Annotated in this window: 11 protein-coding genes; 8 read left to right on the forward strand and 3 right to left on the reverse strand. The window is 69.8% G+C overall.

All coding sequences use genetic code 11. The annotated features are described in order from the left end of the window. Positions 1-78: 78 nt before the first annotated feature. Both BIU99_RS02045 and BIU99_RS02050 read right to left on the reverse strand, forming a co-directional pair. Positions 79-3,987, reverse strand: a complete 3,909-nt coding sequence (locus BIU99_RS02045) for a glycoside hydrolase (protein WP_071258994.1) — start codon at positions 3,985-3,987, stop codon at positions 79-81. Positions 3,988-4,189: 202 nt separating this feature from the next. Continuing rightward, on the reverse strand, positions 4,190-5,230 hold the full coding sequence (locus BIU99_RS02050; protein WP_064296049.1) for a LacI family DNA-binding transcriptional regulator: 1,041 nt from the start codon (positions 5,228-5,230) through the stop codon (positions 4,190-4,192). A 149-nt stretch (positions 5,231-5,379) separates the two neighbouring features. Here BIU99_RS02050 and BIU99_RS02055 point away from each other — a divergent pair, with 149 nt between their 5' ends. From BIU99_RS02055 to recR, 6 genes are all read left to right on the forward strand, one after another. Further along, positions 5,380-6,303 carry a carbohydrate ABC transporter permease gene (locus BIU99_RS02055; RefSeq protein WP_064296050.1) on the forward strand — a complete coding sequence of 308 codons (924 nt, stop codon included), beginning with the start codon at positions 5,380-5,382 and terminating at the stop codon, positions 6,301-6,303. After that, a complete protein-coding gene (locus tag BIU99_RS02060; RefSeq protein ID WP_064296051.1) occupies positions 6,303-7,253 on the forward strand; it encodes a carbohydrate ABC transporter permease in 951 nt (316 codons plus the stop codon). Before BIU99_RS02055 ends, BIU99_RS02060 begins: the two co-directional genes overlap by 1 nt. 137 nt (positions 7,254-7,390) lie before the next feature. Beyond that, entirely contained in the window at positions 7,391-8,743 is a 1,353-nt protein-coding gene (locus BIU99_RS02065) for a sugar ABC transporter substrate-binding protein (RefSeq protein WP_064296052.1), read from the forward strand. Positions 8,744-8,860: 117 nt separating this feature from the next. Next, positions 8,861-10,618 carry a glycoside hydrolase family 35 protein gene (locus BIU99_RS02070; protein ID WP_064296053.1) on the forward strand — a complete coding sequence of 586 codons (1,758 nt, stop codon included), beginning with the start codon at positions 8,861-8,863 and terminating at the stop codon, positions 10,616-10,618. A 260-nt stretch (positions 10,619-10,878) separates the two neighbouring features. Next, the gene (locus BIU99_RS02075) at positions 10,879-13,467 is read left to right on the forward strand and encodes a DNA polymerase III subunit gamma and tau (protein ID WP_071258997.1); all 2,589 of its coding nucleotides are present in this window, start codon (positions 10,879-10,881) and stop codon (positions 13,465-13,467) included. A gap of 3 nt (positions 13,468-13,470) precedes the next feature. Beyond that, complete coding sequence (recR, locus tag BIU99_RS02080) at positions 13,471-14,070, forward strand: recombination mediator RecR (protein ID WP_056014479.1); 600 nt, start codon at positions 13,471-13,473, stop codon at positions 14,068-14,070. Between the two features lie 132 nt (positions 14,071-14,202). On the opposite strand, the gene BIU99_RS02085 is transcribed toward recR, so the two are convergent. Beyond that, positions 14,203-14,955 carry a GNAT family N-acetyltransferase gene (locus BIU99_RS02085; RefSeq protein WP_064296091.1) on the reverse strand — a complete coding sequence of 251 codons (753 nt, stop codon included), beginning with the start codon at positions 14,953-14,955 and terminating at the stop codon, positions 14,203-14,205. A 212-nt stretch (positions 14,956-15,167) separates the two neighbouring features. On the opposite strand from BIU99_RS02085, the gene BIU99_RS02090 reads away from it, so the two are divergent. Beyond that, positions 15,168-16,454, forward strand: coding sequence for an aspartate kinase (locus BIU99_RS02090; RefSeq protein ID WP_064296092.1), 1,287 nt, complete (start codon positions 15,168-15,170; stop codon positions 16,452-16,454). 113 nt (positions 16,455-16,567) lie between these two features. Next, positions 16,568-17,635: an aspartate-semialdehyde dehydrogenase gene (locus BIU99_RS02095; RefSeq protein WP_071259000.1), complete on the forward strand. Its 1,068-nt coding sequence runs from the start codon at positions 16,568-16,570 to the stop codon at positions 17,633-17,635.

Here is a 17,635-nt window from a genome sequence, read left to right on the forward strand (position 1 = left end):
TCACCGGAACGCGAACGCCCGTTCGCCCACGTTTGGGCGAACGGGCGTTGCATCGCCCGAAGATGGGCAAATGGAGGGCTAGCTGGCTGTGCGGCGGCGACGCGCGAGCAGCACCGAGGCGAAGCCGACGAGGCCGAGGAGCAGCGCGACGAGCCCGACGCTCGACACGTCCACACCCGTGCGCGACAGCGAGTCGGCGCCGGCGGCCGAACCACCCGAGGGGGAGCTCGTGCCGTCACCACCACCGACCGCGCCACCACCGGAGCCCGTGCCAGGACCGGTCCCGGGGTTCGTCCCCGGGTCGGTTCCGGGACCGGTCCCCGGGTCCACCGCGGCGGCGAGCACCGTCACGGGCGTGGACGTCGTCTCCACCGGCGCGAAGCCATCGGCCGAGACCGTGACCCGCACCGCGAGCGCGGCACCCGCACTGCCGGCGGGCGGCGTGAACGTCGCCGTGTCAGCACCGTCCACGACCTCGTCGTCGAGCAGCCAGGCGTAGATCACGGTGGCGTCCTCCGGGTCCATTACGACCGCCGCGGTCGTCGGCACGCCCTCGCGGGCCACGCTCGACAGCGTCGCGGTCGCGACCGCCGTCCGGGCGAAGGTGATCGTCGTCGACTGCGTGGTCACCCCGTCAGCCGCCGTCACCGTGATGACGACACCGTCGCTCGCGTCAGCCGCAGCGCGGGCGGCAGCAGCCGGTGCCGCTCCGAGCGGCTCGATCGTGACCGTCGCGTCGCGGTCGGCCGGGATGGCGTCGACCACCGGGTCGGCGGATCCGGCCAGCGGCACCTGGTACTCGAGGACGCCGGCGTCGAAGCCCTCGACCGGCGTGCCGTTCACCCGCAGCGCGGCGAGGCTCGCCTCGGTCGCGACCGACGGTGCGAGCGCGTAGATCTCGACCTCCGAGACGACCAGGTGGGTGTTCGCGTACGCCGTCGTCACGACACGAACGGCACTCGTCGTGACGCCACCGAGGTCGACGTCGACGATCGGAGCCGTCCCATCGGTCGGGACCGGCACAGCGACCGCACCGCCCGGAGCGTCGACCCACGCGCCGTCAGCGTCGCGGAACTGCACGGTCAACGCACTCGGCCAGCTGTTGGTGCTCCCGTCCTTGTAGGCGTAGAACGTGACGTGCTCGATCGTGTGCTCACCGCCGAGCTCGTAGCTCAGCGTGTCGCTCGCCGGCTTGTTCGACGAGCGCCAGTTCGACCAGCCCTTGTCGTTCCGCACACCGTTCTTCGTGTTGCTCGCCGGATAGCCGGACTCGGTGGACGTCGCACTCGCGACGGTCGTGGTGTCCGGAGCGATGTTCCGCTCACCGGGCGCCGTGACGATGATCGACAGGAGTGCGTCGATCGGTGCGGCGGACGGGTCGTTCGACGCGGCCGCACCGCGCACCTGCACCACACCGGTGTCGGCGAGGTCGGCGTCGTCGAGGGTGCTGAAGTCCCACGTGACGGCCGTGTCGAAGCGGTTGGCACTCGCACCGATCTGCGCCGGGACCGTCGTCGGTGCCGCAGCGATGACGGCGCTCGCCGGGGACCCCGCCGCGACCGTCAGGGAGACCGGTTCGGTGGTCGTGAAGCCGCCGATGTCGACGGTGGCCTGTGCGGTGAACGCCCCACCCCACCCGTCGGTGCCGGAACCGTTCACGACGATCGTGCCGGGCGTGTTCCAGTCCACGCCCGAGGTGTCCCAGGTGACCGGAACCGGAGCGCCCTGGACCGCGCCGTACAGCGGCACCACGGTCGCGGGCAGCGCCGCCGGAACACCGGCGACGGTCTGCAGCGCGACCGGCTGCACACCCGTGAGGGCGGTGTCGACGAAGCTCCACGTCTGGTTCGCGCCGTTGTTCGACTGGTAGACGCCGACGGCGGCACCCGTGGTGGTGGACTGCCCGCCGACCTCGAGGGCCTGGCTGGTGCCGACGTTCACGAGGCTCCATTCGGAGCCGTCGGTCGTCGTCGGGATCCACTGCAGCGAGGGGTCGGCCACAGCCTGTTCCCGCGTCGCAGCGACGAGCGAGGTGCCGGCGGAGTTCGCGGAGAGGAGTGCTCCGGACGAGCTGCGGACGGCGTAGCGGTCGGTGTTCGTGCCGCCGCCCGAGAGTCGCTCGGCGGTCCACACCTGCGCGGCACCGGTCGTGGCGTCGGAGGCACGCGGGGTGATCGTGCCGGCCGGGACGGTCCCGGTCGTGGCTGCGGCGGTGAACGCCTTCGAGCTCTGCTTGCCGACGAGCTGGTAGGCGTGCCCGTCCTGGAACGGTGCCGCATCGGCTGCGACACCGGTCGCGCCGTCGACGAGGAAGGTGGTGACCGACTTCGCCGGGACGGTGAGTGTCGCCTGCTTGGTCACCGGGTCGATCGACACGGCGTCGCCCCGCACGAGTGCGTTGGCGGTGACGTCGTCCGCGGGGGACTCCGTCGTCACGATCGGCGTGACCGTCGCTCCGGGAGCGATGTCCGCGAACTTCGACAGGTCGATCGTGATCGTCCGAGCCGAGGTCGACGGGTTGGCGTGTACAAGGGTCGCGCCGGTGCCGTCGGCACGGAGCGCTGTGGTGGTCTGCGCGTCGGTGGAGGGGATGAGGTGGTCACCGGGCTGCACGTAGTGGGTGAAGTTGCGGAGCGTGTTGTACTTCGCGTTCGTCTTCACGGAGCAGCTCGGGTCCGCGTCGCCGTCGGCGATACGTCGCTCGGAGTCGCCCTCGGCGTTGCAGTCGAAGTCGATGAGGACGCTGCCCCAGTTGAGCTTCTCGACCTTCTCCATGTTGTAGAGGTCCTCGACGGGCTGCCACAGCACCCACGCGGTCGGCTCCAGGTTGCGGAGGTCGTCGATGAGGTGCGTCGCCATGCCGATGCCGTTGTCGATGTTCGTGAGGTTGTGCTTGCCGCTGGAGTCCCAGTTGCCCTCGACCTCGCTCATCCACAGCGGCTTGCCGGCGGTCTTCGCGATGTCGCGCGCGACGACGCTGCCGCCCTGGCCGTAGCTGTGGACGTTGAGCTGCGTGACGAGGTCCCTGGCGGTCTGCGACCAGCCGTTCCAGTTCGTCGCGAAGATGCCGGGGTTGGTCTCGTCCATGGCCGCGATGACGGCCTCGGTCGAGGTGCCCTCGGCGGCGAGGCGCTCGGCCAGGGCCTTGATGACGGTGTCCTGCATGGCCGGGCCGATGTGCGCACCCTCCTGACGTCCGCCCTTCGGCCAACCGGTGGCCTCGTCGATCTGGGTGCCCCAGTAGTTCGTGTTCGGCTCGTTGAAGGGGTCGATGGTGTCGAAGTCGACACCGGTGTCGGCCTCGAGGTGGTCGACGACGGTGGTGAGGTAGGCGACGAAGTCGTCGACGCTCTCCGGCTTCAGCTGCTCGTCGGCGGCGTTGAAGTTGCCCGACGCGTAGCCGCTCTCGGTCATGAAGTACGGCGGGGAGTTGCTGAACGCCTCCCACTTGGTGATCTTGTCCTTGAGTGCCGTGAGCCACCAGCGCTGGGTCTCGTCGGCGTCGAAGTCGTAGGAGGCCGGGTCGTCGGCGTCCCAGGCGGCGGCGTAGCGGTCGCGGTCGGCGTAGTCGGAGGTGATGGGGCCGTCGGCGTCGCTTGCTGCGAGGTCCGGGTTCCACCAGCCGTCGACCGCGCCGCCGGCCCGCAGGTAGGGCGGGACGTCGCTCGCGTTGCCGCCACCGATGTTGTAGCGCGCGATGTTGAGGTTGAGGCCGTCCTCGCCGAACACCTTGTCGAAGAGGTCCTGGCGGACGTCCGGAGGGTAGTCGCCCGTGGCGTTGGCGAACCAGACGAGGCTCGTGCCCCAGCCTTCGAACGCCTCGTTCTGGTAGGCCGGGTTGGGGGTGATGGTGAGGGGAGTGCTCTCCGCGGCGGACGCGGGTGCGGCCTCCACGGTGGCGAGTGCTGGTGCGATCGCGGCGATGCCGAGGGCGACGGCGACGGTCGCTCCGATCGTTCGTCGGCGGACTGGTGACGGCAGTGTCATCGGTGGTTCCTTCGTTGGAGGCCGTGGTGCAGGGGATGTTCACGTGAACATTTAGCGGCGTCGAACCACCGTGTTCACGTCAACATTTCCGACGAGTATGGGCGACCCCTCGCTCGGGTGTCAAGCGATGGCCGGTCGCTGAACCCGTCGAAGTGCGGCACATCGTCGTTCCTCGGTGGCGCGGACGACGAACTGCCTCGCCTCAGTGCGCGGGCGGGGGAGCCGTGCTCGCGCGGACGACGAGGGACGTCGGCGTGAGGGGCTCGGTGGAGAGCTGCGGGCCCTCCTCGATCTCGCGGAGGAGCGTGGTGATCGCCCGGCGTCCGATCTCGTCGAAGTCCTGGTGCACCGTCGTGAGCGGTGGCCAGAACGAGTCCGACTCCGGGGTGTCGTCGAAGCCGACGACGCTGATCGACTCCGGGACCGCGCGCCCGCGCTCGTGCAGGGCGCGCAGGAGTCCGAGCGCCATCTGGTCGTTCGACGCGAACACAGCGGTGATCTCCGGGCGCTCGGCGATCTCGAGGCCGATCTCGTACCCGGAGGTCGTCGACCAGTCGCCACGGAACGCTGGCGGCGGCGTGATGCCGGCCTCGCGCAGGGTGTCGGCCCAGCTCTGCTCGCGTCGAGCCGCCGAGTACGAGGTGCGGGGTCCGGCGATGTGCCAGACGCCCTGGTGTCCGAGGTCGAGGAGGTGCTGGGTGGCGAGTGCGGCGCCTTGTGCCTGGTCGTTGTCCACCACCGGGTAGTCGGTGCGTGCCGCGGAGTCGATGACGACGACGGGGAGACCTGCGGGCAGCTCGACGTCGGCGCCGTCGACGATGTGCGACTCGATGACGATGATGAGTCCGTCGACGTCCTGCTCGCGGAGGCTGTCGAGTGCGACCGCGACATCGCGCTGCGTGGGGTACTCGACGGGGACGACCGTGACCGAGTAGCCGGCCCGTGCGGCCTGGACCGTGATCGCGTCGAGCGTGCGCATGTTGCCGTAGGAGGAGAGCGTGAACATCGTGATCCCGATGCTGCGGGTGCGGCCCGACCGCAGCGCTCGCGCCGCCTTGTTCGGGCGGTAGCCGAGCTCGGTCATCGCCTCGAGCACGCGGTCGCGGGTGCCGTCGTCGACGTTGGTCAGGCCGTTCGCGACGCGGGAGACGGTCTGCGAGGAGACGCCGGCGTGTGCCGCGACGTCCGCCATCGACGGTGCTCGCCTGGCGCGGCCAGGCGCTCTCCGGGTGGTGTCCGTCATGGTCTCCCTATCGTCGCATCCATCCTTGCATGTTGACGTGAACATGCTATGGTACCGATCAGATGTTGACGTAAACATCCATCGTGATCCCTCCCCGCACGGCTCCACCGCACGACGGTTCCGCCCGAATCCCAGCAAGGAAGCTGCCCATGACCACCACGACCGCTCGCACCGGCCGGCCACCAGCGGTCCGTGTCCACCGACGCGACCGCCGGGATTGGAAGGGCTGGGCGTTCATCGCCCCCTTCATGATCGTCTTCGCGCTGATGATCATCGCGCCGCTCGTCTACGCGCTCTACCTCAGCTTCTTCCAGGAGAAGCTCATCGGCGGCAACGCCTTCGTCGGTTTCGAGAACTACGCCCAGGTCCTCCAGGACCCGAAGTTCTGGGAGCCGTTCGGTCGCGTCGCACTGTTCTTCGTCGTGCAGGTGCCGATCATGCTCGCCCTGTCGCTCACCGCCGCGCTCGCGCTCGACAGCGCCAGGCTCCACGGCGCCGCCTTCTTCCGCATTGCACTCTTCCTGCCGTACGCCGTCCCGGGCGTCGTCGCGGCGCTCATCTGGGGCTTCATCTACGGCGACCAGTTCGGTCTCGCCGGCAGCTTCAACGACCTCGTCGGCGCGCAGATCCTCGAGCCGTTCAGCTCCCAGGCCGTCCTCGCCTCCATCGGCAACATCGTGACGTGGGAGTTCATGGGCTACAACATGCTCATCTTCTACGCCGCCCTCCGCGTCGTGCCCGGTGAGATCTACGAGGCGGCCGAGATCGACGGGGCCGGACAGTTCCGCACCGTCTTCAGCATCAAGATCCCCGCCCTCCGCGGAGCCCTCGTCATCGCGACGATCTTCTCCGTCATCGGCTCGTTCCAGCTCTTCAACGAGCCGAACCTGCTGAAGAACCTCGCGCCCAACGTGATCACGAGCAACTTCACCCCGAACATGTACGCCTACAACCTGTCCTTCGCCGGCCAGCAGTTCAACCTCGCGGCGACGGTCGCGATCATCATGGGCGTCATCACCGCCGTCATCGCCTACGTCGTGCAGGTGCGCGGCTCCCGACAGGAGAACAGCTGATGGCCACCGTCTCGAACCCGACCGTCCGTCCGCAGACCGTGTCGACCAGGACCGCCCGCAACCCGCGTGCCTTCGACCGGCCCACCCGGAAGCGCCACGACCCGCGCCGCAAGCGCTCGATCGTCCTCACGATCGTCATGGCCGTCTTCCTCATCTACTCGGTCGTCCCGATCCTGTGGCTCGTCATCAACGCGACGAAGTCCCAGCCCGACCTCTTCACCTCCTTCGGCCTCTGGTTCGGCGACGGCGGGTTCAACCTCTGGCAGAACATCGTCGACACCCTGACCTACCGCGACGGGCAGTTCGTCGGCTGGTTCGGCAACACACTGCTCTACGTGGTGGTCGGTGCCGGTGGGGCGACGCTGCTCGCGACGATCGGCGGGTACGGCCTCGCGAAGTTCCGGTTCCCCGGCAAGCGCGCCGTCTTCGCGATCATCCTCGGCTCCATCGCGGTGCCGGGCACGGCGCTCGCCGTCCCGACCTTCCTGATGTTCAGCCAGCTCGGCCTCACGAACACGCCGTGGGCCGTCATCCTGCCCTCGCTCGTCAGCCCGTTCGGCCTGTACCTCATCTGGACGTACGCGGTGGACGCGGTCCCGACCGAACTGCTCGAGGCCGCCCGCATGGACGGCGCGGGGGAGTTCCGCACCTTCTTCACGATCTCGCTTCGACTCCTCGGCCCCGGCATCGTCACGGTGCTCCTCTTCGCGATCGTCGCGACCTGGAACAACTACTTCCTGCCGCTCATCATGCTGTCGGAGCCCACCTGGTATCCGCTCACCGTCGGCCTCAGCCAGTGGAGCGCCCAGGCCACCGGTGTCGCCGCGCAACCGATCTTCAACCTCGTGATCACCGGATCGCTCCTGACCATCGTCCCGATCGTCATCGCGTTCCTCTTCCTGCAGCGCTTCTGGCAGTCCGGCCTGAGCGCCGGCAGCGTCAAGGGCTGATCCCCGCCGTTCCCAACCCGCACCACCGCATCACCAACCGGTCCCTGAACTTGTCGAAGGGCACCACCTCCGCCCGTCGACAGGCTCAGGGACCGGGGCATCACCTCCTCCTCCCAACGCAGTGAAAGGAAACACCCATGAAGCGCATCTCACCGTCTCGCACGGTTCTGCGCCGCGCGGCCACGGCGGCCGTCGCGTCCGCGATGATCGGAGCCTCGCTCGTCGCCTGCTCGTCCGGCGGCGGCAGCACCGCCTCCGGCGACGCCAAGGACATCGAGTCCGCCCTCGAAGCCGGTGGCGAGATCACCTACTGGTCCTGGACGCCCTCCGCCGAGGCGCAGGTCGCCGCGTTCGAGAAGGCCTACCCCAAGGTCAAGGTCAACCTCGTCAACGCCGGGACCAACACCACCGAGTACACGAAGCTGCAGAACGCGATCAAGGCCGGTAAGGGTGCCCCCGACGTCGCGCAGGTCGAGTACTACGCCATCCCGCAGTTCGCGCTCAGCGACTCCCTCGTCGACCTCAACGCCTACGGCTTCGGCGACCTGAAGGACGACTACAGCCCCGGCCCGTGGAGCTCCGTCAACATCGGCGACGGCCTCTACGCCCTCCCGCAAGACTCCGGCCCCATGGCCATGTTCTACAACAAGACGGTGTTCGACCAGTACGGCATCGCCGTGCCGACCACCTGGGACGAGTACATCGCGGCAGCCGCACAGCTGCACGCGGCCGACCCGTCGAAGTACATCACCAACGACTCCGGTGACTCCGGCTTCGCGACCAGCATGATCTGGCAGGCCGGTGGACGTCCGTTCACCGCCGACGGCACCAAGGTGAGCGTCAACCTCGCCGACGAGGGCTCCAAGAAGTGGGCCGACACCTGGAACCAGCTCGTCGAGGGCGACCTGCTCTCCGACGTGCCCGGGTGGAGCGACGACTGGTACAAGTCGCTCGGCAACGGCAGCATCGCGACGCTCATCACGGGCGCCTGGATGCCCGGTGTGCTCGAGTCGTCCGTCGCCGAGGCCTCCGGCCAGTGGCGCGTCGCCCCGATCCCGACCTACGACGGCAAGCCCGCGAACGCCGAGAACGGCGGCGGTGGCCAGGTCGTGCTGAAGCAGAGCAAGAACCCGGCGCTCGCCGCGGGCTTCCTCAAGTGGCTGAACAACGACGAGGACAGCGTCAAGGTCTTCCTCGACAACGGTGGCTTCCCGGCGACGACCGCCGACCTGAACTCCGACGCGTTCCTCTCCGCGGCTCCCGAGTACTTCGGCGGCCAGAAGATCAACGAGGTCCTCGTGCAGGGCGCGAAGGACGTGTCGACCGGTTGGCAGTACCTGCCGTACCAGGTCTACGCGAACAGCATCTTCGCCGACACCGTCGGACAGTCCTACGCGAACAAGGCCGACCTGAACGACGGTCTCGCCGACTGGCAGAAGCAGCTCGTCGAGTACGGCAACACGCAGGGCTTCACGGTCACCGAGAAGTAGCCGAACGGCACCTGTAGCACCAGCACCATCGACCGCGGCCGGTCGGAGGGTCCTCCGGGATCCGCTCCGGCCGGCCGTGGTCGCTCCATCCGCACCCCTTCATCACGGAGCCCCAGCATGCCCACCTTCTCCATCGGCGACGACGACTTCCTGCTCGACGGTCAGCCGTTCCGGATCCTCTCCGGAGCCCTCCACTACTTCCGGGTGCACCCCGAGCAGTGGGCGGACCGCATCGCGAAGGCGAAGCTCATGGGGCTCAACACCATCGAGACCTACGTCGCGTGGAACCAGCACAGCCCCGAGCGCGGCGTGTTCGACACCACGGGCGTGAACGACCTCGAACGCTTCCTCGGCCTCGTCGCCGACGCCGGTATGTACGCGATCGTGCGTCCCGGCCCCTACATCTGCGCCGAGTGGGACAACGGCGGCCTCCCCGGCTGGCTGCTGCACGACCCCGAGCTCGGCCTCCGTCGCAGCGAGCCCCGCTACCTTGCCGCCGTCCGCGAGTACTTCGAGGCGCTGCTGCCGATCATCGCGCCGCTGCAGATCGACCGCGGCGGTCCCGTCATCCTCGTGCAGGTCGAGAACGAGTACGGCGCCTACGGCGACGACCACGACTACCTCCGGACGCTGACCGACTGGACCCGCGAGCTCGGCATCACGGTGCCGCTGACGACCGTCGACCAGCCCACGCCCCAGATGCTCGAGGACGGGAGCATCCCCGAACTCCACAAGACCGCCTCCTTCGGCAGCCGCTCGCTCGAACGCCTCGCGACCCTGCGCGAGCACCAGCCGACCGGGCCGCTCATGTGCTCCGAGTTCTGGGACGGTTGGTTCGACCACTGGGGCGAGCACCACCACACGACGCCCGTCGCGGAGACGGCGGCGGACCTCGACGCGCTCCTCGCGGCCGGCGCGTCGGTAAACATCTACATGTTCCACGGCGGCACGAATTTCGGGTTCACCGGTGGCGCGAACGACAAGGGGCAGTACCGCTCGCACGTCACCTCCTACGACTACGACGCGCCCCTCGACGAGGCGGGCCACCCGACGGAGAAGTTCTTCGCCTTCCGCGACGTGATCGCGAAGTACGCCGAGGTGCCGACGGAGATCCCGCCGGCTGCGACGGATGCCCCGGCGTTCACCGCGTCCTTCGAGCAGGAGGTCCCGTTCGCGGACGTGGCCGACGAGATCGCACCGCTCCAAGCGTTCGACCGGATCCCCACGATGGACGAACTCGGAGCGTTCAGCGGTCTGGCGCGGTACCGGGCGTCGCTCGGGGGACGTGGCGGCGTGCTCCGGTTCGCCGAGGTGCGCGACCGCGTGGTCGTCTCCGTCGACGGCGTGCCGGTCGGCGCGCTCACCCGCGAGTTCCAGGAGCGGTCGATCGTGATCCCGGCGGGTGAGGCGCTCGAACTCCTCCTCGAGAACCAGGGCCGAGTGAACTACGGCAAGCGCCTGGGGGAGCCGAAGGGGATCATCGGGCCCGTGTCGCTCGACGGCGTGGAACTCACGTCGTGGGGCGTCGCCCCCGTGGCCCTCGACCGACTCGACGCCGTGGTGGACGCAGCAGCCACGCGGACGTCCGACGACACGATCAGCGGTGCCGGGCCGGTCCTGCTCACCGCCACCGTCACGCTCGACGCGCCCACCGACCTGTTCCTCGACACCGCGGCCTGGGGCAAGGGGCTCGTCTGGGTGAACGGCTTCCTGCTCGGCCGCTACTGGTCGCGGGGGCCGCAGCACACGCTCTACGTCCCCGGCGGCCAGCTCCGTGCTGGGGAGAACCGCTTCACGGTGTTCGAGTTCCATGCGCTCACGACGCCGACGCTCTCCTTCCTCGCCCGCCCTTCGCTCGGCCCGACCGAGTTCTAGCCGCCCACGATCCGGTCGGCGTCGCCCGCACAGACGCGGCGCCGACCGCACCACCCGGTCCCTGACCCCTGTCCCGGTCCCTGATCCCAAACTCGGTCCCTGACTCCAACCCCGGTTCCTGAGCTGAACCCCGGTCCCTGAGCTTGTCGAAGGGCACCAGGATGGCCCGTTCCCCGCGTCGCGCCAGGCTCGAACCCTGGTCCCGATCGAGGAGTCCGATCCCCGACTCCGATGTCAGGGGCGACGGCTACCATTGGTGGGTGGTCACAGCTCTGTATCGCCGGTATCGGCCCGAGACGTTCGCCGACTTGATCGGTCAGGCGCAGGTGACCGATCCCCTCATGACGGCCCTGCGCACCAACCGCGTCAACCACGCGTACCTGTTCAGCGGTCCACGTGGTTGCGGCAAGACGACGTCCGCGCGCATCCTCGCCCGCTGCCTCAACTGCGCCGAGGGGCCGACCGACACCCCGTGCGGTGTCTGCGCGAGCTGCGTCGACCTCTCCCGCGACGGCTCCGGCTCGCTCGACGTCGTCGAGATCGACGCGGCCAGCCACAACGGTGTCGACGACGCCCGCGACCTCCGCGAGCGCGCGATCTTCGCACCCGCACGCGACCGCTACAAGATCTTCATCCTCGACGAGGCGCACATGGTCACCCCGCAGGGGTTCAACGCCCTGCTGAAGATCGTCGAGGAGCCGCCGGAGCACGTGAAGTTCATCTTCGCGACGACCGAGCCCGACAAGGTGATCGGCACGATCCGCTCCCGCACCCACCACTACCCCTTCCGGCTCATCCCGCCGGCGCAGATGCTCGACTACGTCCAGCAGCTGTGTGAGAGCGAGCACGTGGGTGTCGAGGCCGGGGTGCTGCCGCTCGTCGTCCGGGCCGGTGGCGGTTCCGCCCGCGACACGCTGTCCCTGCTCGACCAGCTCATGGCCGGGTCCGAGGGTGACTCCGTCGACTATGAACGCGCGGTCGCCCTGCTCGGCTACACCCACACGGCCCTGCTCGACGAGGTTGTCGACGCCCTGGCCGCCCGCGACTCCGGTGCCGCCTTCAGCACCGTCGACCGCGTCATCCAGACCGGCCAAGACCCACGCCGCTTCGTCGACGACCTGCTCGAGCGACTCCGCGACCTCATCGTCGTGGCCGCCACGGGCGAGAACGCGGCGGCGGTCCTCCGCGGGCTCCCGCAGGACGAGCTCGACAAGATGCTCGCCCAGGCGCGGGCGTTCGGCATCGCCGAGCTGTCCCGCACGGCCGACGTCGTGAACGAGGCGCTCACCCAGATGACGGGCGCGACGTCGCCCAGGCTTCACCTCGAGCTCATGATGGCGCGCATCCTCGTGCCCGCAGCCGACGACTCCGCTCGTGGTGCATTGGCCCGGGTGGAGCGGCTCGAGCGTCGCATCGGTGTCGACGGTGCTGCCGCCGAGGGCGGTCAGGCCGCGGTCTCGGCGCAGCCCGTGGTCGCCGACCGCGCTCCGGCCCCTGCCGGCGCGGCCCCCGCGAGCACGGCGGCGAGCTCCGCCCCGGCTCCCGCCCCGGCCGCCGCCTCGACAGCATCCGCGGCCGCCGACCGTCGACCGGCGCAGGAGCCCGACCACGCGCAGACCGCCGCACCGACCCCCGCAGCCCCTCGCGTCGGCCCGGTCACCCTGCAGCACATCCGCGACGCCTGGCCCGAGATCGTGGCGCAGGTCGAGAAGGCCGACCGCAAGGCGTGGATGATCGTCGTCAACACCCAGGTCGGCGGGTACTCGGACGACGACGTCCTCACGCTCGTGTTCGCGAACAACGGCGACCTCAACGACTTCAAGGCACGTCATGCGCCCGGCACCGGTGTCGCGGAGGTCCTGCGCACGGCGGTCCTCGACGTCCTCGGCGTGCGGGTGAAGTACCTCGCCAAGGTCGCCGGTGCCGACGAGCCGCCGGCACCGCGGGCCACTGCGCCCGCCGTCGGCGCTCCGTCGTCGGAGTCGTCCGCCTGGTCGACCCCGAGCCTGCCGCAGACCGTCCCCGCCCCCGCTGCCCCGTCGTCGTCCGACGGCAGCGGCGGGTCGGGAGCCCGCTCGTCGTGGCCCACCGTCGCACCAGCCGGTGGCGAGCCCACCTCCGCTGTGCCGGTCGACGCCGAGTCGTCGACCGCTGCGTCATCGCCCGCGGCCCCGGCGGCCCCTGCCCCGGCAGAGCAGCAGACCTCCGTCTCCGGCTCCTCGTGGGCGACGGTCGCACCGCCTGCCGACGAGCCCGAGGCGTCCTCGGTCCCTGAGCCTGTCGACGGGCAGCCCCCGGTCCCTGAGCCTGTCGAAGGGCCCGCGCCTGCCTCGTCGACGCAGCCGTCTCCGGTCCCTGAGCCTGTCGAAGGGCAGCCCGGGCGACCCGCCGGATCCGGAGCCCCCGGGACGCCGGCCGGCTCACCCGCGCAGCGGCAGCCGTCGGCCCCGCCGCGCCAGCAGGCACCCGCCCGAGGCCCGTCCAACGGCGACGCGCTCGGCTCTCGCACCGTCACCTGGGACGTCGTCTCGATCCCGTCCGACGACGACGCACCGCCGCCCGACGACGAGCCGCCCTACCCCGACCCGTTCGAGTCGTCGGCTCCTGCTCCAGCCTCGTCGGCCGGCGCGCCGTCCGCAGCGCCCGCCGGCTCCCCGCAGGCCGCACCGCCTGCGGCGCCGGTCGCCGAGCAGCGCCCGCAGCCCCCGGTCCGGATGCGCCAGGCGCCCCCGGTGCCGACGTCCCACCCCGCGGGTGACAACCGGTACGGCGAGAGCGTCGTCCGCGAGCTCCTCGGCGCCACATTCATCGAGGAGCAGCCGCACGAGCCGCGCTCCGGAGGGCGGTAGGCCATGTACGAGGGAATCGTCCAAGATCTGATCGACGAGTTCGGGCGGCTGCCCGGCATCGGTCCGAAGTCGGCGCAGCGCATCGCGTTCCACATCCTCCAGACGGAGTCGTTCGACGTGTCGAAGCTCGCCGAGCTGCTCACCGTCGTCCGCGAGAAGGTCAAGTTCTGCGAGATCTGCGGCAACATCTCCGAGCAGAACCTCTGCAGCGTGTGCCGCGACCCGCGCCGTAACCCGGCCCTGATCTGCGTCGTCGAGGAGCCGAAGGACGTCGTCGCCATCGAGCGCACGCGTGAGTTCCGCGGCTTCTACCACGTGCTCGGCGGCGCCATCAGCCCGATCGACGGCGTCGGACCCGACGACCTGAACATCCGTCGTCTCATGCAGCGCCTCGCCGACGGCACCGTCACCGAGGTCATCATCGCGACCGACCCGAACCTCGAGGGGGAGGCGACCGCCACCTACCTCAGCCGGCTGCTCCTCCCGATGGGCATCCGCATCACGCGCCTCGCTTCCGGCCTCCCCGTCGGCGGCGACCTCGAGTACGCCGACGAGGTCACCCTCGGTCGTGCCTTCGAGGGTCGCACCGTCGTCAGCGGCTGACCCCCCCCGCCTCCTCGCCCGCCCCTCCACCCCCTTTTGCCATCGGCCCTTTCTCAGGAGTCGGCCGGTGTGTCGGGGCTGGTGGGTTGCGCCGTGCCGAGGGACTCCTGAGTCAGGGCAGCCGGGCGCGCCTCAGGCGTCGGCGGAGGGCGCCGGCCACTCAGCGACCACCGGCCGGGCCGACAACTGTCGTCCGATCGCGGAGAAGCCGAGCTTGCGGGCGACGGCGCGTGAGCCGGGGTTCGTGTCGGCGGCCCGCCACTGGGGGAGGAGTCCGGCTGCGAGGGCGTGCTCGACCGCGGTCGAGGCGAGCCGGGTCGCGAGACCGGTCCCGCGAGCCTCCGGTGCGGTCAACGCCGTGACGTGCGCGACGCCCAAGGGCCACGACCGGTAGCCGGCGACGGCGAGGACCCGACCGTGCTCGCGCACCGAGAACAGCGGCGAGGTGATGCCGAAGATCCCGCTCTCCGAGGCCTCGTCATCGCCCACCTTCGACAGCAGCGACTCGATGGCCGGGTCGCTCGCCTTGCTCGCCACCACGTCGATCTCCTCGGCCGGTCGGAACCGCCCGGGCAGCAGGTAGTCGAGCGTCGCCGGCCCGAGGACCTCCGCGACCTGCACGCGCGAGCGGAGGAACTCGACCGTCCCGACGCTCCTCGGCGATTCGTCCTCGATGGCGAGCCGCCTGGCGGTGTCCTCGTCGGGCACGATCGCGAGGGCGCTGCCGTCGATCTCGACGACGCCGATCCATCCGGGCGGGCACGCCATCGAGCCGGCGTTCACGACGACGGCGACGCGGCCGGCGGAGAACCGCGCGGTCGGCGAGGCGAGTCCCTGCCAGAGGCGTCGCACCGTCGCGAGCACCCGCGCGTCTTCCTGCTGCATAGGCCAACCCTACCGAGGCACATCCGCCTCCCCGCCGCAGGAGATCGGCCCGACAGCAGGACCCGACGGGCCGAAGCGTCCTGCTGCGAGGCGGATCTCCTGCCCCGGAGCGGGTGAGGGTGCCCTTCGTCACATGAACGGCGCGGAATGCCCGGATGGGTAGGATGATCGCTGGGCCGCTCGTGCCCGCACCGACTTCCCCAGGAGATCCGATGGCATTGATCGTGCAGAAGTTCGGCGGGTCCTCCGTCGCGGACGCCGAGAGCATCAAGCGCGTGGCGAAGCGCATCGTGGAGACCCGCAAAGCGGGCAACGAGGTCGTCGTCGCCGTCTCGGCGATGGGCGACACGACCGACGAACTGCTCGACCTCGCCCACGAAGTGACGCCCATCCCGGCGCCCCGCGAGCTCGACATGCTGCTGTCCAGCGGCGAGCGCATCTCGATGGCACTCCTCGCCATGGCGATCAGCAGCATGGGCTACGTCGCACGCTCCTTCACCGGCAGCCAGGCCGGCATGATCACCGACGCCCAGCACGGTGCAGCGCGCATCGTCGACGTCACCCCAGTGCGCCTGCGCGAGGCCCTCGACGACGGCGCCATCGTCATCGTCGCCGGTTTCCAGGGCTTCAACCGTGACACCCGCGACATCACCACGCTCGGTCGTGGCGGCTCCGACACCACGGCCGTCGCGCTCGCCGCCGCCCTCGACGCCGACGTCTGCGAGATCTACACCGACGTCGACGGCATCTTCACCTCCGACCCCCGCGTCGTCCCGAAAGCCCGGAAGATCGACCGCATCTCCAGCGAGGAGATGCTGGAGCTCGCGGCCTCGGGCGCCAAGGTCCTTTACATCCGCGCCGTCGAGTACGCACGCCGCCACGGCGTGACGCTCCACGTCCGGTCGTCCTTCAACAACAACGAAGGCACGCTCGTCCTCAACGACGCGGGCCGCAACAACCCAGGAGCAGGTGAGGCACCCATGGAGCAGCCCATCGTCGCCGGAGTCGCGACAGACCTCAGCGAAGCCAAGATCACCGTCGTCGGCGTCCCCGACCTGCCGGGCAAGGCGGCGGAGATCTTCACCATCGTCGCGAAGTCGGGCGGCAACGTCGACATGATCGTCCAGAACGTGTCGACCGCCGTCTCCGGCGTCACCGACATCTCGTTCACCCTGCCGAAGCCCGAGGCGCAGCAGGTCCTCCGCGCGCTCGCGGCGGAGCAGGAGCGGGTGGGCTTCTCGGCCATCCAGCACGACGACCAGATCGGCAAGCTCGCCCTCGTCGGTGCCGGCATGCGCACGAACACCGGCGTCTCGGCGAAGCTCTTCGAGGCGCTCAGCGCAGCGGGCATCAACATCGAGATGATTTCCACCAGCGAGATCCGCATCTCGGTCGTGACGCGTGCCGACACCCTCAACAAGGCCGCGAACGTGGTCCACTCCGCGTTCGGTCTCGACGGCGAGGACGAAGCCGTCGTCCACGGTGGCACCGGCCGCTGAGCCGGCTCGTCCACAGGTTCCGGAACCGCCCTTCGACAGGCTCAGGGGCCGGAGCCTGGCCGATCCTGATGCAAGATGGTTCACAACAACCCCCTGAAACCAGAGGAATCCCCATGAGCAACGGTGTACGTGTCGGTGTCGTCGGAGCGACCGGTCAGGTCGGCAAGGTCATGCGCCGCCTGCTGGAGGACCGCGAGTTCCCGATCAGCGAGATCCGCTTCTTCGCGACGGCTCGTTCGGCGGGCACGACGCTCCCGTTCCGTGGCCAGGACATCGTGGTCGAGGACGTCGAGACGGCCGACCCGAGCGGCATCGACATCGCCCTGTTCTCGGCTGGCGCGACCGGCTCCCGCACGCAGGCTCCGCGGTTCGCCGCCGCCGGTGCGCTCGTCATCGACAACTCGAGCGCGTGGCGGATGGACCCCGAGGTCCCGCTCGTCGTCAGCGAGGTGAACCCGCACGCCATCAAGGACGCGGTGAAGGGCATCGTCGCGAACCCCAACTGCACGACCATGGCGGCCATGCCGGTCCTCAAGGTCCTCGATGCCGAGGCCGGCCTCACCCGCCTCATCGTCAACACCTACCAGGCCGTCTCCGGTTCCGGGCTCGCCGGTGCAGCTGAACTCGCCGGCCAGATCGAGGCCGCGGTCGCCCAGGGCGACCTCACCCGACTCGTCCACGACGGTTCGGCGATCGACTTCCCGGCTCCCGAGAAGTACGTCGCCCCGATCGCCTTCGACGTCATCCCGCTCGCCGGTTCGATCGTCGACGACGGCCTGGGCGAGACCGACGAGGAGAAGAAGCTCCGTAACGAGAGCCGGAAGATCCTCGAGCTCCCCGAACTGCTCGTGTCGGGCACCTGCGTGCGCGTGCCCGTGTTCACCGGCCACTCGCTCGCCATCAACGCCGAGTTCTCGCGCGACCTGTCGCCGGAACGTGCGATCGAGCTGCTCCGTGACGCTCCGGGCGTCCAGCTGTCGGACGTTCCGACGCCGCTCGAGGCCGCCGGTGCGGACCCGTCGTTCGTGGGGCGCATCCGTCCCGACCAGAGCGCGCCGGCCGGCAAGGGCCTCGCGCTGTTCATCTCGAACGACAACCTGCGCAAGGGTGCGGCCCTCAACGCGGTGCAGATCGCCGAGATCGTCGCCGCCGAGCTGCTCGCACAGCCCGCAACGGTCTGA

This window comes from Plantibacter sp. MMLR14_011, from assembly GCF_001865025.1.
Classification (GTDB): domain Bacteria; phylum Actinomycetota; class Actinomycetes; order Actinomycetales; family Microbacteriaceae; genus Plantibacter; species Plantibacter flavus_A.